Source organism: Zhongshania sp. (assembly GCF_047636175.1).
Classification (GTDB): domain Bacteria; phylum Pseudomonadota; class Gammaproteobacteria; order Pseudomonadales; family Spongiibacteraceae; genus Spongiibacter.
In genome coordinates, this window is the sequence record NZ_JBLIKC010000018.1 from 1 (window position 1) to 23,520 (window position 23,520).

23 protein-coding genes are annotated in these 23,520 nt (G+C 49.7%); 6 read left to right on the top strand and 17 right to left on the bottom strand.

Going from position 1 to position 23,520, the window contains the following annotated elements; translation table 11 throughout:
• The first annotated feature begins 508 nt into the window (after positions 1-508).
• On the top strand, positions 509-691 hold the full coding sequence (locus ACI955_RS11605; RefSeq protein WP_415243902.1) for a DUF6435 family protein: 183 nt from the start codon (positions 509-511) through the stop codon (positions 689-691).
• A 143-nt stretch (positions 692-834) separates the two neighbouring features.
• Here ACI955_RS11605 and ACI955_RS11610 read toward each other — a convergent pair whose 3' ends face one another.
• The 4 genes from ACI955_RS11610 to ACI955_RS11625 all read right to left on the bottom strand — a co-directional run bounded on the left by ACI955_RS11610 (position 835) and on the right by ACI955_RS11625 (position 4,000).
• The gene (locus ACI955_RS11610) at positions 835-1,071 is read right to left on the bottom strand and encodes a DUF2834 domain-containing protein (RefSeq protein WP_415243903.1); all 237 of its coding nucleotides are present in this window, start codon (positions 1,069-1,071) and stop codon (positions 835-837) included.
• Positions 1,072-1,293: 222 nt separating this feature from the next.
• Positions 1,294-2,217: a DUF1295 domain-containing protein gene (locus tag ACI955_RS11615; RefSeq protein WP_415243904.1), complete on the bottom strand. Its 924-nt coding sequence runs from the start codon at positions 2,215-2,217 to the stop codon at positions 1,294-1,296.
• A gap of 188 nt (positions 2,218-2,405) precedes the next feature.
• Positions 2,406-2,882 (bottom strand): DM13 domain-containing protein, encoded by a 477-nt coding sequence (locus ACI955_RS11620; protein ID WP_415243905.1) that lies wholly within the window; start codon positions 2,880-2,882, stop codon positions 2,406-2,408.
• A 221-nt stretch (positions 2,883-3,103) separates the two neighbouring features.
• The gene (locus tag ACI955_RS11625) at positions 3,104-4,000 is read right to left on the bottom strand and encodes a LysR family transcriptional regulator (protein WP_415243906.1); all 897 of its coding nucleotides are present in this window, start codon (positions 3,998-4,000) and stop codon (positions 3,104-3,106) included.
• A gap of 131 nt (positions 4,001-4,131) precedes the next feature.
• Here ACI955_RS11625 and ACI955_RS11630 point away from each other — a divergent pair, with 131 nt between their 5' ends.
• Positions 4,132-4,578 (top strand): DoxX family protein, encoded by a 447-nt coding sequence (locus tag ACI955_RS11630; RefSeq protein WP_415243907.1) that lies wholly within the window; start codon positions 4,132-4,134, stop codon positions 4,576-4,578.
• Between the two features lie 155 nt (positions 4,579-4,733).
• Positions 4,734-5,690: a glutathione S-transferase family protein gene (locus tag ACI955_RS11635; RefSeq protein WP_415243908.1), complete on the top strand. Its 957-nt coding sequence runs from the start codon at positions 4,734-4,736 to the stop codon at positions 5,688-5,690.
• Between the two features lie 151 nt (positions 5,691-5,841).
• Here ACI955_RS11635 and ACI955_RS11640 read toward each other — a convergent pair whose 3' ends face one another.
• The 4 genes from ACI955_RS11640 to ACI955_RS11655 form a co-directional block, all read right to left on the bottom strand.
• Positions 5,842-6,999: an acyl-CoA dehydrogenase family protein gene (locus ACI955_RS11640; protein ID WP_415243909.1), complete on the bottom strand. Its 1,158-nt coding sequence runs from the start codon at positions 6,997-6,999 to the stop codon at positions 5,842-5,844.
• A gap of 38 nt (positions 7,000-7,037) precedes the next feature.
• On the bottom strand, positions 7,038-7,727 hold the full coding sequence (locus ACI955_RS11645; RefSeq protein ID WP_415243910.1) for a glutathione S-transferase family protein: 690 nt from the start codon (positions 7,725-7,727) through the stop codon (positions 7,038-7,040).
• Between the two features lie 11 nt (positions 7,728-7,738).
• Complete coding sequence (locus tag ACI955_RS11650) at positions 7,739-8,914, bottom strand: acyl-CoA dehydrogenase family protein (protein ID WP_415243911.1); 1,176 nt, start codon at positions 8,912-8,914, stop codon at positions 7,739-7,741.
• A gap of 108 nt (positions 8,915-9,022) precedes the next feature.
• On the bottom strand, positions 9,023-10,084 hold the full coding sequence (locus tag ACI955_RS11655; RefSeq protein ID WP_415243912.1) for an AraC family transcriptional regulator ligand-binding domain-containing protein: 1,062 nt from the start codon (positions 10,082-10,084) through the stop codon (positions 9,023-9,025).
• A gap of 293 nt (positions 10,085-10,377) precedes the next feature.
• Here ACI955_RS11655 and ACI955_RS11660 point away from each other — a divergent pair, with 293 nt between their 5' ends.
• From ACI955_RS11660 to ACI955_RS11670, 3 genes are read left to right on the top strand one after another with little or no spacing between them, the layout of a single operon-like run.
• Positions 10,378-11,529: an iron-containing alcohol dehydrogenase gene (locus ACI955_RS11660; RefSeq protein WP_415243913.1), complete on the top strand. Its 1,152-nt coding sequence runs from the start codon at positions 10,378-10,380 to the stop codon at positions 11,527-11,529.
• A complete protein-coding gene (locus tag ACI955_RS11665) occupies positions 11,526-11,966 on the top strand; it encodes an acyl-CoA thioesterase (RefSeq protein ID WP_415243914.1) in 441 nt (146 codons plus the stop codon). The genes ACI955_RS11660 and ACI955_RS11665 overlap by 4 nt, the downstream gene beginning before the upstream one ends.
• A gap of 49 nt (positions 11,967-12,015) precedes the next feature.
• Complete coding sequence (locus ACI955_RS11670) at positions 12,016-12,882, top strand: acyl-CoA thioesterase domain-containing protein (RefSeq protein ID WP_415243915.1); 867 nt, start codon at positions 12,016-12,018, stop codon at positions 12,880-12,882.
• A gap of 286 nt (positions 12,883-13,168) precedes the next feature.
• Here ACI955_RS11670 and ACI955_RS11675 read toward each other — a convergent pair whose 3' ends face one another.
• From ACI955_RS11675 to ACI955_RS11715, 9 genes are all read right to left on the bottom strand, one after another.
• Positions 13,169-13,936, bottom strand: a complete 768-nt coding sequence (locus tag ACI955_RS11675) for an enoyl-CoA hydratase/isomerase family protein (RefSeq protein ID WP_415243916.1) — start codon at positions 13,934-13,936, stop codon at positions 13,169-13,171.
• Between the two features lie 46 nt (positions 13,937-13,982).
• On the bottom strand, positions 13,983-14,657 hold the full coding sequence (locus ACI955_RS11680) for a nitroreductase (protein ID WP_415243917.1): 675 nt from the start codon (positions 14,655-14,657) through the stop codon (positions 13,983-13,985).
• 4 nt (positions 14,658-14,661) lie between these two features.
• Positions 14,662-15,813 (bottom strand): CaiB/BaiF CoA transferase family protein, encoded by a 1,152-nt coding sequence (locus tag ACI955_RS11685; RefSeq protein ID WP_415243918.1) that lies wholly within the window; start codon positions 15,811-15,813, stop codon positions 14,662-14,664.
• A 98-nt stretch (positions 15,814-15,911) separates the two neighbouring features.
• Complete coding sequence (locus tag ACI955_RS11690) at positions 15,912-16,733, bottom strand: crotonase/enoyl-CoA hydratase family protein (protein WP_415243919.1); 822 nt, start codon at positions 16,731-16,733, stop codon at positions 15,912-15,914.
• Between the two features lie 102 nt (positions 16,734-16,835).
• Positions 16,836-18,467 carry an acyl-CoA synthetase gene (locus ACI955_RS11695; protein WP_415243920.1) on the bottom strand — a complete coding sequence of 544 codons (1,632 nt, stop codon included), beginning with the start codon at positions 18,465-18,467 and terminating at the stop codon, positions 16,836-16,838.
• 188 nt (positions 18,468-18,655) lie between these two features.
• Positions 18,656-19,819 carry a thiolase domain-containing protein gene (locus ACI955_RS11700; RefSeq protein WP_415243921.1) on the bottom strand — a complete coding sequence of 388 codons (1,164 nt, stop codon included), beginning with the start codon at positions 19,817-19,819 and terminating at the stop codon, positions 18,656-18,658.
• Positions 19,819-20,880 (bottom strand): thiolase domain-containing protein, encoded by a 1,062-nt coding sequence (locus ACI955_RS11705; RefSeq protein ID WP_415243922.1) that lies wholly within the window; start codon positions 20,878-20,880, stop codon positions 19,819-19,821. Before ACI955_RS11705 ends, ACI955_RS11700 begins: the two co-directional genes overlap by 1 nt.
• 1 nt (position 20,881) lies before the next feature.
• Complete coding sequence (locus ACI955_RS11710) at positions 20,882-21,859, bottom strand: Zn-ribbon domain-containing OB-fold protein (protein ID WP_415243923.1); 978 nt, start codon at positions 21,857-21,859, stop codon at positions 20,882-20,884.
• Positions 21,860-22,229: 370 nt separating this feature from the next.
• Positions 22,230-23,381: an alpha/beta hydrolase family protein gene (locus tag ACI955_RS11715; RefSeq protein ID WP_415243924.1), complete on the bottom strand. Its 1,152-nt coding sequence runs from the start codon at positions 23,379-23,381 to the stop codon at positions 22,230-22,232.
• Positions 23,382-23,520 lie beyond the last annotated feature (139 nt).

A 23,520-nucleotide genomic window follows, 5' to 3' on the forward strand; every position in this document is an offset into this window, starting at 1 on the left:
GCAATACCCCGCGCTCGACCCTGAGGCTCTTTACCTAGGGGCAGCGGCACAGCCGCAATATTACGATACATGCCCTCGACAATATCAGTGATATTTTCTACTGCATCAAAGGCTAAGCGGGCCGCGCCGTGCAGACTTTTTCCAGTTTCCATAGGTCCTCTCGGTGGTCATTTTCTAACGCTAGCTTGGGTTTTCCGGGAGCAAAGCGCTGTTCAGTAAATATACAGCTTGCAATATACCTAGCTTGAGGGAGAGTTAGTACACTTATGTATACATATATTCACAAACCCACTACCCAGATCATTTGGTGGCTCGTGGCCCAGTGCATCAGTCGCCTAGCCTAAACGCTGCCTACATGCCCGCTGAGGAGCTGAGAGCAATGGCGTTCCAAAGAAGCAGCGCTTGAGATTGCCTTAACAACGATTAATAGACTTTTAATGCTAGAATTTAAACCAGAACTGACTGGGCCGCGTACACAAAACTATTAAACGAATTTAAGGTGTTTGCTATGTTTTCATTTCTCAAGAAAGACCCGATTAAAAAGTTAAACAAGCTCTATTTACAGAAACTAGAAGAAGCGATGTATGCCCAGCGCAATGGCGATATACGATCTTACTCCAGCATCACTAGTGAAGCAGAAGATATTAGAATTAAGATGGATGCCCTGCGCGAATCTATCGCCAGCCAGTAAGTCCAATTCTAGTAGCTGGCTGACCAGAGGCTCTTTTATTACCGTGTTTCAGTGCTCCAGGCACTAAACTGAGAATAACGGTCAAGTAAGCAAAGCGCAAAACCCACTGCCACGCCCGGACCGACACCCAAAACTAGGCACACTCAACCGTGCCTTATTCCGTCATTAGAAGCTTCAAACCAAACCCAGACGGCCAACACAATCCAGCAAAAAAGCAGCTCGGTGGAATATCCGGCTGCAAATAGGTTTACAGAACCTGCGCCAAACGCCGCGATAATATCGAAATTTTCAATCAGTGCCGGAATCATCAAAACACAAAAGGTGATTGTGAGTAGTAGTGCCACCAATATAAGGCAGGCTTTAAACACAGTACGACTCATAACTTAATTCTCGCTAGATAGCGCAAAGAAGGTACTTAAATTGAGAAAACTAAGGCGGCAGACGTACCCGTGACTGCTAGGGAAGCGCCGCCAAAATTTAAACACATATTGCGAACGTACACCCAGCTACGACAAGATAGGCCAATATCCGCGAGGGCTGAAGTCCTATCAGATAATACAATGTGTGCAGATAGCAGGTCGCAGCAGAACCTCATCAAATAATTAAGATCCTGGATTTTTTGGAAACCAAGGAAAAAACCTGTTTGTTGTTTCTTGATATCTTTTATATCCCGTGCGTTTTTGCACTGAATAGTATTCCGAAGGAATGGCACCAGTAAGATAGTTGAGGGTGATGTATAACATCACCGACGCGCCAAGCGCGCCTACCCCCAATACGATCCAAATACCCTGTATTTCAAACTCTTGCAATGCCAACCACGAAGGCACTGAGGCTATCATCAAGCTGGTCCACACCAGCCATTCAGAAAAATAGTTGGGGTGACGGCTGTAGCGCCACAGACCAATATCACAGACTCCCCGCTTGTTTTTAGAGATAAACTGCATCTTCTGCGCATCCGCTATCGATTCCAGGATATACGCTAAGAGCCAAATACCTACGCCCGCAATTTCCCATACCGAAAATACATCGCTACCGTTAACAGCCAGCATAAAACCAGGCAAGGCCAAAACCGATATATTCGCAAAGCCCTGAACCATAATTTCGGCCAGAGAATGAAATTTAACCCGCGCTCCGTCGGAATCCTCCAAAATCATGCGACGATAGACGTAACGAGGGAATTCGATTTTAAAAATTACACCCGTGGCCTTAGCCATAATCAGTGCACCTAGGCCCATGCGCAAGCCAATGAGCAGATAGACACCGCCAACCACAAACTTACGGATGGCATTGCCATCGCCCATCAATAGAATCAGAACACCAATAAGGGCGACACCAAACGGCCAGGCGATATCAACATATGACATACGGCCGGTTATCAGAAATGGAATGCATGCGACCAAGATAAAGAGCACCATCTGCACAGCTGCGTTCACCAACAACATGGAAACCAATGTTTCATTCGCAGCAAACATTACCACCGACCAGATAGCCAAAAACACTACACTTAACGCGCCACCGAAATTCATCTCCTGCCCCTAAATTGATTGTTTTAAATGTATAAGATACCGGCTGGGAAATATTCCCATCCCTTTAAAATCACCGCCATGATTATGCTCGCCGTTAGCGTGCATCTCCCTGCACGCCTGCCATTGCATATTAGATTTACTGCTGCTCAAGCCCAGATAGAAGTCACATATTAAAATCGCAGCAGCGGTCACTTGTATTTAGCCGAAGTAATAAACTCGCCAAAAGTCTCACACCAAACAATAACGCTTGTGTAACGCGACGGGTCGACGCCTGCAGGAACGTTAAGCAAGAAGTTGGCGAAGGTCTTAATGTCGCCAACAAGCGTCATACGCGACTTCAGACGATTGAACTCGGCTTCGGTCTCGACAAACTCGGGTGAGAGGTAGAGCTTGTAGTCCGGCCCCGGCGCTAGACTGCCCATTAGCGAAATTGAGTCACGCCCTATTGATACCTTGCCGTCTCCCCAGTGAAAAGCGTCACTGCCCTCAAGGTCGCGATGAAACTCTGCCGAGTACATGGCACCCTCGGCAACCGCAGATATATCATCAAGCGATGGCGGTGGCGGAGCAATAAGAATAGGTAGGGCATAAATCCCTCCAGCAAAGCCAATTGCGACAGCAAGCCCGTGGGACACAAGAATTAAGAACGCGTACTTAATCTTCACGAATAGATCTCCAGTTATTTTTTATGGCCTAGCAAACACGTAAAAAGGCCTTTGTATCCAGCGAGCGAGCTTATCACCGTCGGTCTGTAGTGCCTTAACTTCACGAATTTTAAATATTACACAAAATATCCCGGCGCTGACATTGTGTATTAACATTGAAGTTTATCAGCAAGCGATAATCACGTCGGCTCGCCCTGCTTAGCGATAAGATCTCAACATCTTTAGCCCAATGTGGTCGCCAATCGTTGCGTCAGTGCCTGCAAGCCCCGGCCTTTATTACTTATTTTCCAAGCGAGAAAATTTTCAAGGACAGATACTGTAGCCAATCCTAGCGGTAGCAATTCACCGCTATCAAGTTGCGCTTGAATACGCTGGCGTGGCAGGTGGCCTATACCAATGCCGGCCCGTATCGCCGCCACTTTTTGATCAATGTTTTGCACATAGAACATTTTGCCATCGCTGCTTAAGCCTGCGCTGCGAGTCACGCTCGTCATCGAGGTGTCGTGGGTAATGATCCGCCTGACCTTTAAAAGTAATACTTCTAAGGTCTCGGGCCTCGCCGCCATATCGGCCAGCTCATGACAAGACGCTATCACCGGCAGCAAATCAACCCTTTTCATAGGTACCGCGCGGTAGCCTTTTTGGAGCGGAACCGGCCCTGGCGAACCCACAATCAAATCAACCCGCCCCTGCTCGAGCGCCTCCCACCCACCATTTAAAACCGATTCACGCACATCGATTTCGATAGTTGGATGCTCTCGGAGAAACTCGGACAGCACCGCAAAAAAACTGGAATAGGATTGCAATGACTCAACTGCAATATTGATATGGGGCTCCCAGCCCGTGGCGAGCTCCTTTGCCTTGTTTGCCAGATGCGTCGTGGCTTGCAATATATCCCGGCCCTCGCTAAGTATTAGTCGGCCTGCTGGCGTTAATACTGAGCGCCGTCCCTGCCGCTGAAACAAAGTGATATCTAACTGTTCCTCTAACTTTTGTACGGCGTAAGAAACCGCCGACGTTGCTCTATTCATCTCTTCAGCCGCTTTTGCAAAGCTACCCCGCCGGTCGATAGTATCCAGTGTTTCCAATGCCTCAATTGTTATTGGATTTCTCGCCATTTCAATATCCGAAAATAGTTCTAATAATTAGAACATTCTAAACAATTAACAGACCTTATAACCAGCTCTAAAATCATTATAATGAACACACCAATTAAGTAAACCGCATAAAAAACACTTGGGTAAACAAAATGAAAGCAATTATAAACAACATAACTTCAACAAACAGCGGTCTGGACACGTTAGCTCCTCGGATAGCTGCCGGCGCAATTTTTGCGGCCCATGGCGCTCAAAAACTATTCGGCTGGTTCAATGGTTATGGCCTAGAAGCCACCGCAGGCTGGATGGCATCCATTGGAATTGAGCCCGGAATGCTAATGGCAATCTTGGCTGGTAGCGCCGAGTTCTTTGGCGGTCTTTTACTAATTGCCGGCCTACTCACACGCCCAGCGGCGTTGGCACTTACCTTCACTATGGTCGTTGCTCTGGTTACTGTTCACTTAGATAACGGCTTCTTTATGGCTAATAACGGCTACGAATTTGCCTTAGCTTTGCTCGCCATCAGTGTTGGATTAGTATTCAGGGGCGGCGGCAGCCTTAGTGTAGATCGCCTAATTAATATTCAACTGACAAAGTAGACGATTCGCTGAAAATCATCGTCCAAGCAATATTAATAAGAACATATTAGTCATCAATAACGGGGCAGGAGTGAATCCTTAGGCCGGCCATATTACCGAGCGAGAAGTACAGCTCGGTCGGTTTTTCGGGCAACGCACTTTTCAGGAGCAATAAAATGGGCTTATTACAGCAGGGAAAATGGGTTGATCAATGGTATGAAACAGATAATAGCGGCGGTGAATTTCGCCGTCAAGACAGCGGCTTCAGGCACTGGTTAACGCCAAACGGAGAAGCTGGCCCTGAGGGTCAACAGGGCTTCACGGCAGAGAAAGGTCGCTACCACCTCTATGTGTCACTGGCCTGTCCCTGGGCTCATCGCACATTGATTTTTCGCGAACTAAAGCAACTGCAAGACTATATTGATGTCACCGTAGTCGAGCCAGTCATGCTTGAAAACGGCTGGGAAATGACAGATCCACTTTATGGCTTTGAGTTTCTCTACCAATTGTATTTGAAAGCCGATGGCCAGTATGAGGGCCGAGTCACGGTGCCAGTCCTGTGGGACAAACAAACCAAGACCATTGTTAGCAATGAATCCTCAGAGATTATTCGCATGTTTAACAGCGCGTTTAATCATTTAAGCGGCAACACCACTGATTATTACCCCGAGGCGTTACAGGCAAGCATCAATACTTTGAACGACCGCATTTATAACACTATTAACAACGGCGTCTACCGAGCGGGTTTTGCGACCACCCAAGAAGCCTATGAAGCCGCTTTTCATCAGTTGTTTAAATCGCTAGATTGGCTTGAAGACCTATTGTCGCAACAGCGTTATACGGCAGGTATTAAAGTGACAGAAGCGGACTGGCGTTTATTCACCACCTTGATTCGCTTTGACGCCGTGTACTTTGGCCATTTCAAAACTAACCGCCAATTACTGGCCGACTACCCCGCTATTAGTGGCTATGTCCGCGAGCTATATCAAGTCCCGGGCATAGCGCAAACCGTCAATTTTGAACACATTAAAACCCACTATTACGCCAGCCACCTGATGATCAACCCCACGGGTATTATCCCCTTGGGGCCTGAGCAAGACTTTAATATCGCTCATGGCCGAGAAAAACTTTAAACCGCGTAACTGGATTGCAGCGATATCAAAAGTTGGAGGTCAGTACTAATTTAATTTCCGATCAAGAGGATAAAGGGATCAGAGTCGCTCAATTATAATAATTCAGCAGACTGACTCATTTTATGAGCCAGTCCTGAGACCTTAAAACAGCCTACTTTTTGCGCTTCGGCAAAGTGCCCATGGTTTTACAAATAATGCTCAGCATCACCTCGTCGGCACCACCGCCAATCGAGGTTAAGCGGGTATCTCGAAAGGCGCGTGCTATTGGGTTATCCCACATATAGCCCATACCGCCCCAATATTGTATGCAGCTATCGGTGACTTCACGCAGCAGTCGACCTGCCTTTAGCTTTGCCATAGACGCTTTACGGGTGACATCTGTACCATTGAGGTATTCCTCTACGGCATTAAATGTTAGTGCGCGCAGCGCTTCGACTTCGGTTTGTAATTCGGCCAAGCGAAAATGTACCACTTGATTATCTAGCACCGACTGGCCAAATATTTGACGCTCGCGGGTGTAGTCGATGGTTTTATTAATACAATCTTCCATCGCTTTTAAACTGCCGGCAGCTGCAAACAAACGCTCTTCTTGAAACTGTAGCATTTGGTAGATAAAGCCATGACCTTCTTCGCCGATAAGATTTTTCTGCGGCACTCGTACATCGTCAAAGAATACCTGTGCGGTATCGGATGAGCGCATACCCAATTTATTTAATTTTTCAGAGAATGAGATACCCGGTGTATTAGTGGGCACCACGATAAGTGACTTATTTAGATGAGGCTTGTCATCACTGGTATTGGCCAGCAGACACAAATAATCTGCCTGAGTGGAATTGGTGATCCACATTTTAGAACCATTGATAACGTAGTCATCGCCATCTTTTTTGGCGGTGGTTTTAATGGCCGAAACATCTGAGCCGGCGTGCGGTTCACTGACAGCAATAGAAAATACCGCGTCACCAGCGATCGCTGGCGCCAAAAACTCTTTGCACAAAGCATCGCTACCAAAACGCGCCAGTGCCGGTGTTGCCATGTCGGTCTGCACACCAATCGCCATCGCCACACCACCGGTTGCGATACGACCCAACTCTTCAGAAAATACAATCTGGTAGCTATAGTCTAGCCCCATACCACCATGTTCAATGGGCTTACAGATACCCAACAGACCGAGATCACCCATCTTTTTGAACAGTTCATGGGCCGGAAATATGCCGTCCGCTTCCCACTGGTCAGCATGGGGATTAATCTCGGTATCAATGAATTTTGCTATGGTTTGGCGAATCGCCTCGTGCTCTTCTGTCAATATCATTTTTTACTCCGCAATAATGTGTATTAAAGATATATGTCTTAAGCAAACAGATCTGGGATGTTCTCAAAGGGATAGGGAGCTGGTGAAAATAGCGACTTATCTTTACCCATTGGTTCGACCTTTTGAAAGGCCGGGCGAGCCATCATGCGCTGCATATAATCGAGCACCTGTGGCTCATAAAACTGTGATAGCCCCAGTCCATGACCAAGATACAGCGCGTACACAATGGCAATATCAGCCACGGTAAAACGGCCGTCACATAGAAATTCGCGATCGGCCATATGGGTGTTTAGACGCTTAAGACGCGCTAGAAACCACTTATAATAGTCTTTCACTACCTGCGGTTGGCGGCGATCCATAGGCTCTAATTGCGAATAACGCAGCACCAGCGTTTGCGGGAACGTTAAGGTGGCATCGCTGTGGAATAACCAGTTCAGGTAGTCACCGTACTCAGGGTGATCCGCTTTTAAACCAAAGTCATAGCGCTGATAACGCTCAACCAGATATAGGCCAATGGCTGAGGACTCGGTCATATGAGTCTCGCCATCGACAAAATACGGTACCGTCCCCAGCGAGTTCACTTCTAAAAATTCGCGCTGAAACATACGCGGCGGAAACGCTAATACCTCAAGGTCATAGTCTATGCCCATTTCTTCCAGAGCCCACAAGGCCCGCAATGAGCGAGCGGTATAGCAATGCCAAAGTTTAGGTAGCTTAGTCGGTGTCATATCAAGTCCTGTTATAACTGGTATTGACGCGCCGCAAGGTCGCGCATTATTTCTTCTGAACCGCCGCCAATCGCATTAACACGAACTTCGCGATAAAAACGTTCGACTCGATTGCCACGCAAATAACTAGCACCACCCAATATTTGACTGGCCTCGCGAGCGCAGTATTCCATGGTTTCACTGGCCTGCACCTTGGCCATTGCCAAGTCGCCGGGGTCACAGCGCCCGTCGATATAAGCTTGGGTTAGATACTGAAGATAGGTTTGAGTAGCATTGAGCTTTTGCTTCATGGTCGCAATTTTGTGACGAATTACTTGATGATCCGCCAGCCGCTTGCCAAAGGTTTTACGCTGCTGCGCCCATACGACTGCGTCTTCTAGGCAAGCCCGCGCCGCCGCCTCCATGGTCACCGCCAAACTGAGCCGCTCGGGGTTAAAGTTGGTCATAATAACCCAAAAGCCCTTGCCCTCTTCGCCTAACAAATTCTCGACCGGCACCCGTACATTATCGAAGTAAATCGTGCCGGTATCTGCGCACCACCAACCCTGTTTGCGGTCCAGCGGCGTTCTCGCCACACCCGGTAAATCAGTGGGAATCAATAGCATGGAAACGCCACGGCCACCCTCACCACCGGTTCGCACGGCAGTAGACACCCAGTCGGCATTCATCACGCCAGAAATAAAGGTCTTACTACCGTTAACAATATAATGATCACCATCGCGCACGGCGGTAGTGGTGAGATTAGCCACGTCGGAACCACCAGAGGGCTCGGTAATCCCAAGTGAGATACGCTTTTCTCCAGCTAATACCTTGGGTGCAACCATCTCTTTAATCGCGTCACTGCCGTAATTGATCACCGGCGGCAGGCCAATGCCGTGAATAAGCAGATTACTGATTAAGCCCCCAGCAGATCCAGCCCGGGTAAACTCTTCATTGCAGATATTAATATGCCACTGATCAATGCCTTCGGAGATACCGCCGTAAACCTCAGGGTAGCCCATTTGCATAACACCAATTTCTGCAGCTTTGCGCCACAGCTCGTCAGGTATTTTACCGGCCTCTTCCCAGTCATCCAGAAATGGCACCACTTCTTTTTCCAGCCATTTGCGAAGCTGTGTGCGCCACTCTTCGTGCTCGGGTCGCAAATACGGATTAAACATCCTTGCGCTATCAAAACTGAGAGACATTGATCTTCCTTATTATGATAAAGCTGTCGGCATAGTTTATACATATGGACGATAATGGCTTGGGAATTGGTGCCAGCGAAATCGGGAATTGGTGCCAGCGACGGGGGATTATTTCTTGCGGAAATCTCTGGGGGAGAGGCCATACCAGCCGCGAAAGGCCGCCGAGAAAGAACTTTGATCCATATACCCTAGCAAAAAGGCAATATCAGTAATACTCAGACGCTCATCGGCCAAATACTGTTGGGCAAGCTCTGCGCGTAACTCCTGCAGTATTTGTAGGAACTGGGTGCCCTGCTCAGCTAGACGCCGCTGCAAGGTACGCCTGGAGATATTGAGTGCCGCCGCGACCTTATCCACGCCCATATCGCCACTCGGCAATAACCGCAATAAGGTTTTGCGCAAGGCGATAATAAAATCGCTGCTTGTACTATTTTCTTCAAATAAGTGCCGAATTGGCTGCGCTAAAACCTGACCCCAGCCGGCATTTAAACCGATGAGGGGATAACCTAAACAGGCGATATCTAGATACAGACTGCTTACCGGCTGATCAAATTTTAAATTGTCGCCAAACTGCTGCCGCAACAAAGTCAAATCCTGTGGCCGCGCATAAGTAAAATGCGCCGCGCGCACCGGAATCGGCTGAACACATACCGAATTGACAATGGCGGCGGCTACACCCAAGGAGGAGTCTGACAAATAACGCTGCGAGTAAGTTGCTTCTTCCAAGGGCTGCCAATCCAAGCGGATAAACTGCTCCTGGCGCCGCACTTTTACTTCACCAATATCACCGACAATACGCAGTACACTGGGCATCACGTTTAAATATTCTTTAAAGGTGCGACAACCCGAACAGGCATACAGCTGCAAATTCAGAAGATTGATGTAGTCGATACGCCCAACATACAGACCAATGTCGGAGTTATTGGTGGCGCGCGCCACACACTCATATAAGTTAAATAAGTCCGCGACCGGAACTCGCTGATCACTATCAACCTCCGCAGGCTGAACGCCCACTTCGTTAATAAGCTGATCAATGTCTGCACCCAAGATCTTTGCGGCTTGAAAAAGCGTATTCAAGGCAGAACTATTCACCGACCAAGATCGCTTCACCTCCGCGCTTAAGCGCGGCACAGGAGCTAACTTGTTTAATGCATCATTCGTAAGCGACATTCGTATTCTAAATAGCCTTCAATGCCTGAGTGTAAGCGTTCTATTTAAGGACCAGAATATGAGCTTCTGAGCACAAGAATCTAATTTAGCCAGATTATACCGCGAACTTGAGTACCAAGCGGCCCAAAAGCCCGAGCTAAGCACCTATCCAATCCTGCCGGACGCCACCGTGGGTATCGAGCAAGCATTATACTCCGCTATCATGTTTGGCATGCTAACATTGCGCGCGCTAAGCGCGCCTTAAATTTGCACATGTGTTTTACAAGATGACAACGAGAAAGGGACACGAGGATATGAAGGCCTTTGAGTTTCACACCACAAAATCCATTATTGTTGAACGCGGCGCCGCCGCACAGCTAGCCGATCGCATCCGCGACATGGCCTGCCAGTCAGTCATGATTGTCAGTGATCCCGGCGTTGTAAAGGCAGGACTGCTAGAGGCCACCCTGGCTAATTTCAAAAACTTAAATATTCACGTCTCGGTGTTTGCCGATGTGGTGGCAGACCCACCTGAAGCGATTATTCTAAGTGGCATCGAGGCCGCCCAACGGCAGGGTGCAGATTGTATTATCGGCTTTGGCGGCGGCAGCTCTATGGATGTCGCTAAGCTGATAGCCCTGCTAGCCAACAACGAACAAAAGCTGGCCGAGGTCTACGGCGTGAATGCCGCAAAAGGCCAGCGACTGCCGCTGGTGTTAATACCCACAACCGCCGGCACCGGATCAGAAGTCACCGCCATCGCCATTGTGACCACCGGTGAAAACGAGAAAAAGGGCGTGGTGTCGCCACTATTGCTACCCGATATTGCCTTGCTCGATGCCGAGCTAACAATAGGCCTCCCCAGTCACGTGACCGCCGCCACCGGTATAGATGCGATGGTACACGCCATAGAGGCCTTCACCAGCAAGCGCCTCAAGAACCCTATTTCAGATAGCCTCGCGAAAGATGCGCTGCGCCTGCTGTCTGCCAATATTCATACCGCCTGCCAGCACGGAGATAATATTCAAGCCCGTGAAAATATGCTGCTCGGCTCCTGCTTAGCCGGCATGGCCTTTGCCAATGCCCCGGTGGGCGGCGTACATGCCCTAGCCTATCCCGTCGGTGCACGCTTTCATGTACCCCACGGCCTGTCTAACTCATTAATGCTAAATGCCGTGCTGCGCTTTAATTTACGCGATGCCGAACATCTTTATGCAGAGTTAGCCGACGTGGTATTTCCCGCCGCCGCCGGCGCGCCGCAGATCCGTGCGCTGTCACTACTTAACTACCTAAAAGACTTGGCCGGTGAACTCGGCATTGCTAAATCACTGCGAGAAGTTGGCATCAGTGAAGACGATATCCCCCAGCTTGCAGAAGACGCCATGAAACAGAGCCGCCTACTGATCAACAACCCCCGCGAGATCCATTTAGCGGATGCTACCGCACTTTATAAGGAGTCACTGTGAGCGATAAAGCAACGATTCCCAGCCGCGCAGATTTTTCACATTTCTCAGAAATGCAAACTCGCTGGCATGACAACGACGTCTATCAACACGTTAATAACGTGGTGTATTATTCCTTTTTTGACACCGCCGTAAATCAGCATTTAATTAATAGCCGCGCACTCGACATTGCCAACAGCCCAGCCATTGGCTTAGTGATTGAAACCCAATGCCGGTACTTTTCCGCGGTAAGCTTTCCTGACTTGATCGTGGTTGGTATAAAAGTGGAACACCTTGGCAACAGCAGCGTTCGCTACCAAACCGCGATCTTTCGCAATGACGAAGACAGCGCATCAGCGGTCGGCAACTTTGTTCACGTATACGTTGATCGCAACACCAATAAGCCAGTCAGAATTCCGGATAAAGTCAGATCGGTACTAGCCGCTCTCATCTGCGAATAGCTACTCGCAAGAAACTAAATCTGAGTGTCACAAGCAAATTGGAGTAACCATGTCAGACGGACTCAAGAACTTACTTGACCTGCTAACACTTGAAAAAATTGACGAGAATATCTATCGCGGCCAATCCGAAGCCACTGACTGGGGCCGGGTCTACGGTGGTCAGGTAATCGCCCAAGCACTGTCAGCCGCAGCCCAGCAGGTTGCGCCCGACCGCCATATTCATTCATTCCATAGCTACTTTTTGAGACCCGGAAACCCTGACTACCCCATCATCTTTGAGGTGGAAAGTAATCTAGACGCCGGCACCATCTCTAACCGCAGAGTAAAGGCCGTGCAGCGCGGGCAAACTATCTTTTTCATGACCAGTTCCTTTCAGCTCAACATCGACAGTTTTGACCACCAGAGTGAAATGCCAGCAGTACCACCGCCAGATGATTTACCCCATAAATTAGAACTGCGTGAAGAAGATCTGCGCTTTGCCCCACGAGAGCGGCCACACAGATTTAACGGTGTGCGCGCCATTGATTTCCGTACCGTTAACTACGAAGACCTGACGCAGCCTCACAAAAGTCCGCCCACAAAACAAACGTGGATGCGCCCCAATGGTCACTTACCAAACGACCCCCGTATCCACAATTACGTGCTTGCCTACGCTTCAGACTTTTTCTTTTTAGCCACCGCCAGTCAACCTCATGAAGTGTCGTTATTAACCGAAGACTTGCGCATGGCAACTATCGACCACAGCATGTGGTTTCATCGCCCCTTCGATTTTAATGATTGGCTGCTATACGACATAGACAGCCCTAGCGCTTCTAACGGCCGAGGCTTTGTGCGCGGAAAAATTTATGACCGTGCAGGACGGCTAGTAGCGAGCAGCGCCCAAGAAGGCATAATGCGTAAAAAACGCGGAAGTTAAATCCACGGCATCACGTAAACCTAGGGCTGAAAGGCTAAAAGTAGGCGAGCCTGATCCCATAAAGATAGATTATCTAAGTTCAATACTGTGGCGCATAGACCCCTTGGCCCAGATAGGAAGAGAGAAATATACACATGGATCGCAGCGACGGTATCTCTGGCTAACAGCGGCGGGTCACAGCAGAAAAACACTTTTAGGCTGCGGTCTTAAGAACTTGTAAATTGAATAGCACTAATTGATAACATGACGACTCTTGTCGGCATGTTTTTATTCCAGCATTAAAAAGCTACTTTCTAAATTGTTTAAAATTGGCAGGACGCTTTTCCATAATAGCCACTACCCCTTCAATATTTTCCGGTGTACCCGCTAGCCGTGACATGCCTTCGGCTTCGCCACCCATTGCAGAATGAATAGCGGCGCGGTGGACATTGCGCATTAATTTTTTAGTTTCCACCAAGGACGAAATCGACCAATGTGCAATTTCACGGGCCTTAGCCATGGCTTTTTCTAAGAGTTCGTCATCATCAAAACATGCGGTGGCAATACCCACTTCAACTGCTTTATCAGCGTTAATCCACTCAGAGGTATACATAAGTTCTGCGGCCTTACGGGCGCCAATAATCGCCTGCAGCTGGTAGCTACTACCCCATTCAGGCACAAGACCCAGTGCGGTAAACGGAAAGCGCAAACGTAAACTGCTACCCACATAAACCACATCAGTATGCAGCAATAGGGTTGCACCACCGCCCACCGCCACACCGCGGGCGGCGCTGACAACTGGCTTATCAAAATCTACCAGGGCCTTGGCTGATGACTCAAAGGGATGCTCACCGTCGGCATCTGCAAAATCATTAAGGTCAACGCCAGACGAAAAATCTGACCCGGCACCGGTGATTACCACACAGGCGACACGGGGATCAGTATTTGCTGCTGTAAGAGCATCTCTGAAAGCCAGCCACTGCTCATTATTAAAGGCATTCTTTTTGCGCGGGCGATTTAGGGTTAGTAGTAATACACCGTCATCATCTAGCTGCTGTAATAGCGTGTCGCTCATAATTTTCTCTTTATTATTTAATTTAGGGAGAGCTGGTTCGCTCTACTTAACTGCAAAATCTGACTGTGTCTGACAGTTCGGCTCTGTCGGTGCGGCAGGTATTTGCTGCATGTTTAGTGTCTTCAAAACCAAAAGACAGCCCGAAAAGTAATTTATTAGCGGGGTCTATATTGAGTTCCTGCCTAACCAAATCACAGTTAAAGCTCAGTGCCGTCTGCGGGCAGCTAGCCAAACCATGTGCAGCAATACTTAGCATTAGAGTTTGCGCATACATACCTAAATCTGCCGCTTCGCGAAGACCAAAGGGCTCAGGTAAGAACAAAAAAGCCACATGCGGCGCACCAAAGAACTCGTAGTTCTTCATAAACTGTTCATTGCGCGCCACTTTATTTTCACGGGTAATACCCAGGGCATCGTATAAATCTGCCGCTGCCTTATATTGACGATCTTTGTATGCGCCCTGATATTTACCATCGTAGGGGAAATCCATTGTCCACTCGCCGGCGCTGAATGCCGGCAGAATTTTACTGCGCAGACTTTCAATACTTTGACCGCTGGCCACCGCCACCTGCCAAGGTTGGGTATTGCAGTTTGATGGTGCCCGCTGAGCAAGCCCAAAAATAGACTCTAACTCAGACTGCGCGACGGCTTCTGGCAAGAAAGCCCGCACCGAACGCCGTTCAGTCACTAAGTCGGTAAAGACCTTTAAAACATCAGTCATTATATTAATCCGCTTGTTTAATCACACCCCCAGCTAAGAGCTGATCTATGTGATTTTGCTCTAACCCCAGAGACGCCAAGATTGACGCGGAATTTGCGCCTTCAGCGACGGGAGCATGTTGGATTTCACCTGGCGTACGCGAAAAACGTGGTGCGGGCGCCGATTGTAAGACATTGTCGCGACGAATAAGATTTTGCCTTGCCACATTATGCGGGAAAGTCTCAGCTTCTTCCAAGTCCAGTATCGGCGCAACGCAGGCATCGCTACCGTCAAATAAGACTGTCCACTCGTCACGGGTTTTCTCTAAAAACCTCGCAGCCATTTGCGCTCTACGGGCCGGCCATGCAGCCTTATCCATTTGCGAAAAATAATCACTGCCGCCAAAATCTAATTCGAGAATAGCCAGCATTTGAGTATAGAACTGGGGCTCTATGGCGCCCACCGACATGGAGCGGCCATCTTTACACAAATAGCTTCGGTAAAATGGCGCGCCGCCATCTAGCATATTTTGCTCGCGCTCCAACTCCCAGAATTGAATACCCCTGAGGCCGTGAATGGTGCTCAACAGCGATACCGTGCCATCGCAGATTGCGGCATCAATAACCTGACCAACACCCGATTGTTTTCTTTCTAATAATGCCGACAGCACGCCCAGCAATAAGAACATGGAGCCCCCACCAAGATCACCTATCACGTTTAACGGTGTCGGTGGCGCCTCGCCAGCGCTGCCAAAACCGTCTAATAAACCGGTAATTGCGATGTAGTTGAGATCATGCCCTGCCCGCTTTGCCAGTGGCCCATGCTGTCCCCACCCGGTCATGCGACCATAAATTAATGCCGTATTACGTTTGGCGCAGTCCTCTGGCCCCAGTCCTAGCTTTTCCATCACGCCGGGCCGGAAGCATTCTATTAATACATCGGCGGTTTCTACTAGCTGTAGAACCACCTCAACACCGGCGGGATTTTTAAGATCTACCGCAATCGACTTTCGGCCGCGCGCAGTAATGTCGCCGGGATGCGCGCCCAAGCCGCCGCCAGAAGTGCGATCTATGCGAATGACTTCTGCACCAAGGTCTGACAACAACATACAGGCATACGGCGCAGGACCTATGCCAGCCATTTCAATAATACGAAAACCTGTGAGTGGCCCGGACATTCATTTTCTCGCTATGTAAAAGGGTGTAACTGGAAGGGAACAGCACACAGCGCAGCGGCAATTCAAGACATGGAATCGTCGCCGCACTGTAAAAAAGCTTAGCTGCCGGTAAAGACTGCAGGACGTTTTTCTTTAAAGGCGCGCATACCTTCTTTGGCGTCTTTAGAGCCAAAGACCGGACCAGCTAATTCATCAGATTTCTGCATGGCGTCGTCTTCAGCTAAATGTTCGGTGTGCTCACGCAGTGAACGCACCACCGCTTTAATCGCCAGCGGACCATTGGCACATATTTTTTCTGCCAGCTTCTTCGCTTCGTTCAAGGTTTCGCCCTTGGGAACAATACGGTTAATCAAGCCAAAATCTAGGGCCTGTTGGGCGGTGATATGTTCGCCTAACAGCAAAATTTCAGCGGCCAAACAGTAGGGAATTTGCTTGCGCAAGCGAATGGTCGAACCCGACATTGGGTACAAGCCGCGCGCCACTTCGGTTACACCGAAAATAGCATCTTCGGCAGCAACACGAATATCGGTGCCCTGCAGCATCTCGGTGCCACCGGCAAGTGCATAGCCCTCTACAGCAAGCAGTAAAGGCTTGCAGGGACGGTTTTCCCGCAGTAGTGCCTGCCAATGGATATTGGGGACGGTGGCCATTAAATCCATAAATTCTTGGGTGCTGCCTTGGTCGCCATCGGGGCCGACTTTTAAGTCCATCCCGACGCAAAACGTATCGCCATTGGCGGTAAGGATGGCGCAATATAAACTGTCATCTTCGTCTAATAGACGCCACGCTTTATACAAACCCAGCAGCATTTCTGGATTAAATGCATTCTTAGCCTCGGGTCGATTTAGGGTGACAATTAAAACATTGCCTTCCTGTTCGATAAGGCAGGTTTTAGTACTGATGGCTAATTCAGTGGGCATTTTTGGGCTCCGTAAAATGTATTATTACTGCGTAGCAATAAGGGTAGCGACGCGGCACACAGCTCGGTTGCCATGATGCCCTGCCCCGCTACCATAATGTCTTTAGGCCGCAGCGCCTTTACCACTGTCGGCGTATGCCTTGGCGGTTTTATAATCTGGTTTACCACTTGGCGCACGGGGCAGCTCGTCTATCAAGTGAATTTCTCTAGGCACTTTGTAGCCAGCAATATGCTTGCGGCAGTGCTCTTGAATATTTTCTAGGCTTAATTGGGTTCCCTCGCGGGCCTGAATAACAGCGCTCACTCGACTGCCCCAGCGCTCATCATCAACGCCGACAACGAGGGCATCAAATATTCCCTTGTGGGCTTTGAGTGCGTCTTCTACTTCTTCTGGGAAGATTTTTTCGCCGCCACTATTGATGCAATTAGAACCCCGTCCAAAAACGGTGATTGAGCCGTCATCTTCGAGCTTGGCGGCATCACCGGTTAGTAGCCACGTTTTATCTTCAACTTGAATAAAGGTTTTTGCGGTTTTTACAGGGTCGTTGTAATAACCATTGGGGATATACCCAGCGCGAGCAAAGATACCGGTTTCGCCTAGCTCTGCATGACGCCACGTGTCGCCCTCAAGGTTTATAAGCACATCCATAAAATCTGTGCGGCTGACATTACCAAGGCCAGATGCGGTCTTTTTACTGCCATTATCCATACCCATTTGACCACCTTCGGACGAGCCGAAGCTGTTGGTGATAAAGACATTGGGGAAATGCATTTTAAAGGCTTCTTGCTTAGCTTCAGAGAAGATCGCACCGCCGGAACCAACATTAAATACCGCGCTTAAATCCCAGCGATCAATATTCGCGTCTAGGGCATCCAGCAGCGGAATAGCCATGGCGTCGCCAACAATTTGCACCGCGTTCACTTTCTCGTCTTGAACAACCTGCCAAATCGCTTCGCCATTAAAAGAGCGCTGATGATTAAGGATTAAGGCATTGCCCGCCAATAGCTGAATACAGGCATACCACCATGACGCGCCGTGCATCAGTGGCGCCAGCGCAATACCGCGCAAGGCGTGTTCAGTAACGCGGCTGGCCATGTCTTCAGGCTTCTCACAGGCGCCTAGGGGTGAAAAGTGTCCACCGCCGCCCATGGCTGCAAAAAATACATTCTTCTGTGGCCACATCACGCCTTTGGGCATGCCAGTGGTGCCACCGGTGTAGAGAATGAAATAATCATCCCCTGAGCGCTCACCGAAGTTGCGCTCTTTAGATTGGGCTTCTCGCACGGTGTGGTAATCCACTGCATCAATCGTCGCCAGCGGCTCTTCACTATGGTCGGCAACGGCAACACATAATTTCAGGGTCTTGGCGGCGCTGCGAACCTCAGCGATGGCCGGAATAAATTCGCGGTGATGGATACAGGCAACCATGTCCGCATTATCAAAAATATATAACAACTCGTCTTTTACATAGCGATAGTTGACGTTGATTGGCACAGCCCGAATTTTAAAACAGGCGAGCATCGCTTCCAGATACTCATTGCAGTTATACATATACAGGCCGACGTGATCGCCAGCATTAACACCCTTAGACACCAGGTAATGGGCCATTTGATTGGCGCCGGCATCTAATTCCGCAAAGCTACAACGGCTCGCTCCGCAAACTAGCGCCTCGCGCTCTGGCACTTTGTCAGCAACAGCTTCAAATAAATCTGCGAGGTTAAATTGCATAGTCATATTCTCAATCCCTTATTATTTTCTGTGCGATATTCGTAAACTATTCTGTAAAAATTCCACACCGCTCGCAACGCTTGTATTGTTCAGCGCAGTACAAAGTATTCACAAATATAACAACCGCCACCTAGCACCACCATCCCCCCAAGAGACGAGCCTAGGAGAAGAGCGCTAGATGGCGGCTTAGCGAATTACGGCTTCTCTGAACTCACTACCCACATTGAGAAGAACTGCGCGCCACCGCCATAGGCATGTCCTAGCGCTGTTTTGGCGCCGTCTACCTGATGACCACCGGCTTCGCCACGGACCTGCTGCGCGGCTTCCGCAAAGCGAATCATACCTGATGCGCCAATGGGGTTAGAACATAGCACGCCACCGGAGCAATTCCAGGGAATGTCGCCGCCGTCGATCAAGGAGGTCGCACCCGCCATGGTCAATTCCCAGCCCTTACCGGGATCGGCAAAGCCAAGGTTTTCAAGCCACATTGGCTCGTACCAAGAAAACGGCACATAGACTTCAGCACAGTCAAAATCTTTACGTGGATTATGAATGCCAGCCTGCGCGTAAACATCTTTGGCGCAATCGATACCTGCCTGCGGATTTACTTGATTACGACCTGCATACATCGTGGGTTCTGAGCGCATTGCCGCGCCGCGAATCCACGCCGGTTTACGAGGTGACTTAGCCGCCAGCTCTTCGTTGGCGATAACCATGGCACAGGCACCATCAGACGAGGGACAGGCTTCTAAGAATCTCAGGGGCTCCCACAGCATTGGGCTGTCTTCAACTTCCTTGAGGGTAATATTTGGCAGCTGCAAATGCGCCAATGGGTTTCTAGAACCGTGCAAACGATCCTTAACTGCCACCTTGATACCCGCGTCGTAGGGTGCATCTGACCGACGCATATACTCGCGAATAATCGGCGCGAAATAACCGCCCGCACCGGCATTTAAATGCGGTGAGAAAGGCTGGGGATTAGATAGCGCCCACATGGCATTCGACTCTGACTGTTTCTCATAAGACACAGTCAAAATACGTTTAAACACCCCGCTTTGCACATACGATGCGGCAACGATGGCGGTAGAACCACCCACCGAACCCGCGGTGTGTACGCGCAACATCGGCTTGCCATTACAGCCCAGCGCGTCGGTTAAATACAATTCAGGCATAATCACGCCTTCAAACATATCCGGCGCCTTGCCAATAATGACCGCGTCGATGTCATCCCAACTTAAACCGGCGTCTTCAAGGGCATTAACCGCGGCTTCGCGCACCATGCCAGCAATGGAAACATCTTTGCGTTTGGTTTTATATTTTGTTTGGCCTACGCCAACAACAGCAGCTAACTGAGCCATTATTTTGCCTCCAGTACGGTAATCAGGTTTTGTTGCAAGCACGGACCTGATGTCGCGTGGGCAACACCGCGTTTTGCTTCGCCACGAATAATGCGCATGGCAACTTCACCAATACGCGACAAACCTGATGCCATCATCACGTTACCCGCCAACACACCACCGGATGGATTAATCACGGTGTTGTCATCCAAGCCCAAGGCCTTTTTAAGAATAATTTCTTGATGACTAAAGGGCGCATACAGCTCGGCAACATCAACCGGACCATTTGCCACCCCCGCTGCCTTCGCGGCGATTTCTGTTGATACCGACCGGCTTAGATCACGCGAGCCAATGTGGTGGGTTTCAATACGGTGATCAATGCCCTTTATCACTGCATAGGGCTTGCCCCATTCCTTTGCTTTCTCGATGGTGCAGATAATCATGGCGCAGGCGCCATCTGAAATTGGGCAGCAATCATGACGACGCAGTGGCGAAACATAGGTCGCTTCTTTCAATAAGTCAGCAGCGGTCTGATCGCCTTTTAACTGCGCGTAGGGATTATTCGCCAAGGCGTTATTTCTTGAGCGCGCCACGACCTCAGCCATATCGGTCTCGGTAATTTCGCCTGAGTCCAACATCGTTCTCGCCTGCATAGCAGCAAAGGCAATACTGTCTACCCACAGCGGTGCGAGGTAATACGGATCGAGTTGTTGAGACAGCACGATGGGGAGTTCACCCGGAGAAGATTTGCCAAAGCCGTATAATAACGCTGACTCAGCTTGCCCCATCTGGATTTTCAGCCAAGCTTCATAAAGCGCCCACGCTGCATCCATTTCCACATGTGATTCTTTAATCGGTGGCACTGCGCCCAAGGCGTCAACACCGGCAACAAAGGCAAAGGCTGCGCCCTGCTGATAATCACAGCTACCAGAGCAAGTGAAGTCGACGTCTTGCGCGCTGCTAATTCCCGCTTGCTTAAATACTTCACTGAGCACTGGCATGATCAGTTCTACTTCGTTTTGCGCGCCGGCATCTCGCTGGCAATTCGATTGCGCAAAGGCAACTATTGCAACATCACGCATTTTATCGGCCCTCATCAATTAATTTACCAATCAGATCCACCGCCATATCCGGCTCGTCTATTGGCTTAAAGTACTGGATGTTTTCCATGGCAAAGCCCCACTCTTCCTCAGGGCGCCAAAGCGCTTCTACTCGCATACCAATCCGCACGTCTTCGTTTTTACATTCGCTAAGCAAATGCAAGAAACTCAAGTTCGCGCCGTCTAAAACCAAATTGGCAATAACGTAGGGCGGCTTGATCGGGTTACCTGGAATGGGAATGTAAACAATAGTAAAGGACTCAACTGTGGCCTTGTTGCCTAAGGTCACTTGCTCTTCGGTCGGTACGCCACACGCCGCGCACGAACCACGGGGTGGGATATAAACATTGCGGCATTTTGGACAGCGCTGACCGACCAATTTGCCTTCTTTCATTGAACGCAAATAGAGTGAGGTCGCTTTACCTGCGGTGAAGTTATAGGTTAGGTAGCTTGGCGATTCGACACCGATAATAGGCTCATCAGAAGCCGCCGGTTTCAGCTCAGTCAGGAGCGCAACGGACTCGGGAACAAAGCCGTTAAGATCATCCATGACGCCCTTAGTCTCTGCGGCCCAACGCGCTTTGACACGCATACCAGTAGTCACCGCCGCTTCGTCACCTGCGTCTAGCCAATGCAGCATTGGGGTATCGGCGCCGTCCAGCAAAATCATTGCCCAGGCGAATGGCTTATCACTGGGATGGGCTTTGCGGGGCTCTTTAACCCAGCACCAAGTCTTGACCACACCGCTGTCAGCAACATCGACAAATTCGGTTAATGCGGCAGCGCTCACCGGATCAAATTCCACCGGCGGCATTAGCACTTTGCCATCGCTGGCTTTAATGCCAACCATTTTGCGTGCGCGCAAGGAGGTCAAAAACTGACCCACAATAGGTCCAGTGGACCGTGTATAGGTATAGCCCAGCGTAAAGGCTTGGCTAAGAGTTTCAGCCGATGACGACATTAGGTCTCTCCTTCGTATTTAAAATCGGTCAGCGCTGCACTTAGGTGTGTCGCCAACCAGCCTGATGCGAAGTATCTCTGTGGCCCCGAAATCAGACAATGTCGCAGCTGATCAAGTACATGACAAAAACGATCAAGTACTGTCGGTATTAAGCGATGAAGGAGACAGGTCTGTTATGAACTGAAGTAACGATGGGATGATGTAAATAGTGAGCCGCGAGGGCAAGGTAAATACGGTCGGTGCGCAATCACTCAAGAGAGCCATTGCGCTAGTGATAAAGCATACTCATCCATGACTTAGCGCCGGCGGGTCACGCTGAGAACGCATACCACAAGCATACACACCGCCGCCTACTTAAGACTTAACAATGTTAAGGCTGAATCTGATCTACCGGGCAACTATCTGCGGGGATATTGGGATCAACGATACACTCAAAATAAGGTACGGTTTCGTTGTAGCTGCCATCGAGCATTTTGCGCATATTTTCAAACGCGACCCGCATAACCGGATGGTAGGCCTGCGCTTCTGAGGCGTGGCCGGCCAGATTAAGGTAGGGGTCAGCATCACCCGCACCCGCTGTGCCGGTCCCCGTTGTACCGGGATCCTGCTCGGCAGGAATACCAACAATGGTGAAGAACTGCGTGGGTATACCAGAGGTGGTTAAGGTAGATGCCATTACTCGGGCCTGATTGTGGGGAACCAAACCATCATTTACTGCATGTATTACCGTGGCTGCACGCACACCGGCGAGTTTCATTTCGGCGGCATGATAAGCGGGCGAGCGTCGCGCAAACGCCAGCGGACAGGTAACCGGATTGCCACCGGTGTCGCGCTCAATACCGGCCTGGGCTTGTGCCGCGGTTTCCGATATTGATGCAGCAGCGGTCGCCTCTGCGTAGGTTTCAGCTAACTGACTGACACCCTCTACATCGAGCCAATAGTCATACAGCGAAGAGCCGTCTTCGGTAACAGCAGTAGATTCTATAATCGCGGTACCCGAGACAGCGCCACCCATAGATACGCCGAACATATAGACAGTAGCGATGCTGGGGAATTTCTCCATGGCATAACGTGTTGCTGTAATCGTGTCATGGGCGCCGCGCAGGGTGGGGAAACCGAGGTTGTCCCGGTAGTCGGTGCTCACAAATGCCACGTCGCTGGGCTGGTTCTCAAATGACTTTGCTAAACGGATTTCGCGGGTCATATGGGGCAGCCAACTGTCGCGGACGTTATTGCCTATGCCATGGGCAAATACCACCAGCCGGGTAGGCGCCTCACCTTCTTTATAAACCAATATGCCTTCTGGTAATGGCAGATTTGAGTCGGTATCGGGAATGCAGCCGGGATTAACATCCTGAGGTCCGGCAATATTATAGCTGGCTAAGTCCGTGGCGGAGTCGGTAGTAAAGGTCTCGGTCACATAAGTGGCACTACCCGGGCCAGAAACACTGGAACTGCTGCTTCCGCCACAGGCAGTAACTGTTACGGCCATAATGGCACCAAGAATAAGGGGTTTTTTCATATTATTACCACTGCAAATAGGGAATTAGCGAGCTATGAAGCAATCTCGGAGGCAGACACTGATACACAAAATTTATTGTTTATGCTGTATCGTCACCCAGAATAGCCATGACCGTCAAATATTCAATCGCCCTAGACTG

What these genes read in the sequence shown, in the direction of transcription:
- ACI955_RS11605 (WP_415243902.1), top strand. Translation starts at nt 509, where the DNA reads ATGTTTTCATTTCTCAAGAAAGACCCGATTAAAAAGTTAAACAAGCTC.
- ACI955_RS11610 (WP_415243903.1), bottom strand. Translation starts at nt 1,071, where the DNA reads ATGAGTCGTACTGTGTTTAAAGCCTGCCTTATATTGGTGGCACTACTA.
- ACI955_RS11615 (WP_415243904.1), bottom strand. Translation starts at nt 2,217, where the DNA reads ATGAATTTCGGTGGCGCGTTAAGTGTAGTGTTTTTGGCTATCTGGTCG.
- ACI955_RS11625 (WP_415243906.1), bottom strand. Translation starts at nt 4,000, where the DNA reads ATGGCGAGAAATCCAATAACAATTGAGGCATTGGAAACACTGGATACT.
- ACI955_RS11630 (WP_415243907.1), top strand. Translation starts at nt 4,132, where the DNA reads ATGAAAGCAATTATAAACAACATAACTTCAACAAACAGCGGTCTGGAC.
- ACI955_RS11635 (WP_415243908.1), top strand. Translation starts at nt 4,734, where the DNA reads ATGGGCTTATTACAGCAGGGAAAATGGGTTGATCAATGGTATGAAACA.
- ACI955_RS11640 (WP_415243909.1), bottom strand. Translation starts at nt 6,999, where the DNA reads ATGATATTGACAGAAGAGCACGAGGCGATTCGCCAAACCATAGCAAAA.
- ACI955_RS11645 (WP_415243910.1), bottom strand. Translation starts at nt 7,727, where the DNA reads ATGACACCGACTAAGCTACCTAAACTTTGGCATTGCTATACCGCTCGC.
- ACI955_RS11650 (WP_415243911.1), bottom strand. Translation starts at nt 8,914, where the DNA reads ATGTCTCTCAGTTTTGATAGCGCAAGGATGTTTAATCCGTATTTGCGA.
- ACI955_RS11655 (WP_415243912.1), bottom strand. Translation starts at nt 10,084, where the DNA reads ATGTCGCTTACGAATGATGCATTAAACAAGTTAGCTCCTGTGCCGCGC.
- ACI955_RS11660 (WP_415243913.1), top strand. Translation starts at nt 10,378, where the DNA reads ATGAAGGCCTTTGAGTTTCACACCACAAAATCCATTATTGTTGAACGC.
- ACI955_RS11670 (WP_415243915.1), top strand. Translation starts at nt 12,016, where the DNA reads ATGTCAGACGGACTCAAGAACTTACTTGACCTGCTAACACTTGAAAAA.
- ACI955_RS11675 (WP_415243916.1), bottom strand. Translation starts at nt 13,936, where the DNA reads ATGAGCGACACGCTATTACAGCAGCTAGATGATGACGGTGTATTACTA.
- ACI955_RS11680 (WP_415243917.1), bottom strand. Translation starts at nt 14,657, where the DNA reads ATGACTGATGTTTTAAAGGTCTTTACCGACTTAGTGACTGAACGGCGT.
- ACI955_RS11685 (WP_415243918.1), bottom strand. Translation starts at nt 15,813, where the DNA reads ATGTCCGGGCCACTCACAGGTTTTCGTATTATTGAAATGGCTGGCATA.
- ACI955_RS11690 (WP_415243919.1), bottom strand. Translation starts at nt 16,733, where the DNA reads ATGCCCACTGAATTAGCCATCAGTACTAAAACCTGCCTTATCGAACAG.
- ACI955_RS11695 (WP_415243920.1), bottom strand. Translation starts at nt 18,467, where the DNA reads ATGACTATGCAATTTAACCTCGCAGATTTATTTGAAGCTGTTGCTGAC.
- ACI955_RS11700 (WP_415243921.1), bottom strand. Translation starts at nt 19,819, where the DNA reads ATGGCTCAGTTAGCTGCTGTTGTTGGCGTAGGCCAAACAAAATATAAA.
- ACI955_RS11705 (WP_415243922.1), bottom strand. Translation starts at nt 20,880, where the DNA reads ATGCGTGATGTTGCAATAGTTGCCTTTGCGCAATCGAATTGCCAGCGA.
- ACI955_RS11710 (WP_415243923.1), bottom strand. Translation starts at nt 21,859, where the DNA reads ATGTCGTCATCGGCTGAAACTCTTAGCCAAGCCTTTACGCTGGGCTAT.
- ACI955_RS11715 (WP_415243924.1), bottom strand. Translation starts at nt 23,381, where the DNA reads ATGAAAAAACCCCTTATTCTTGGTGCCATTATGGCCGTAACAGTTACT.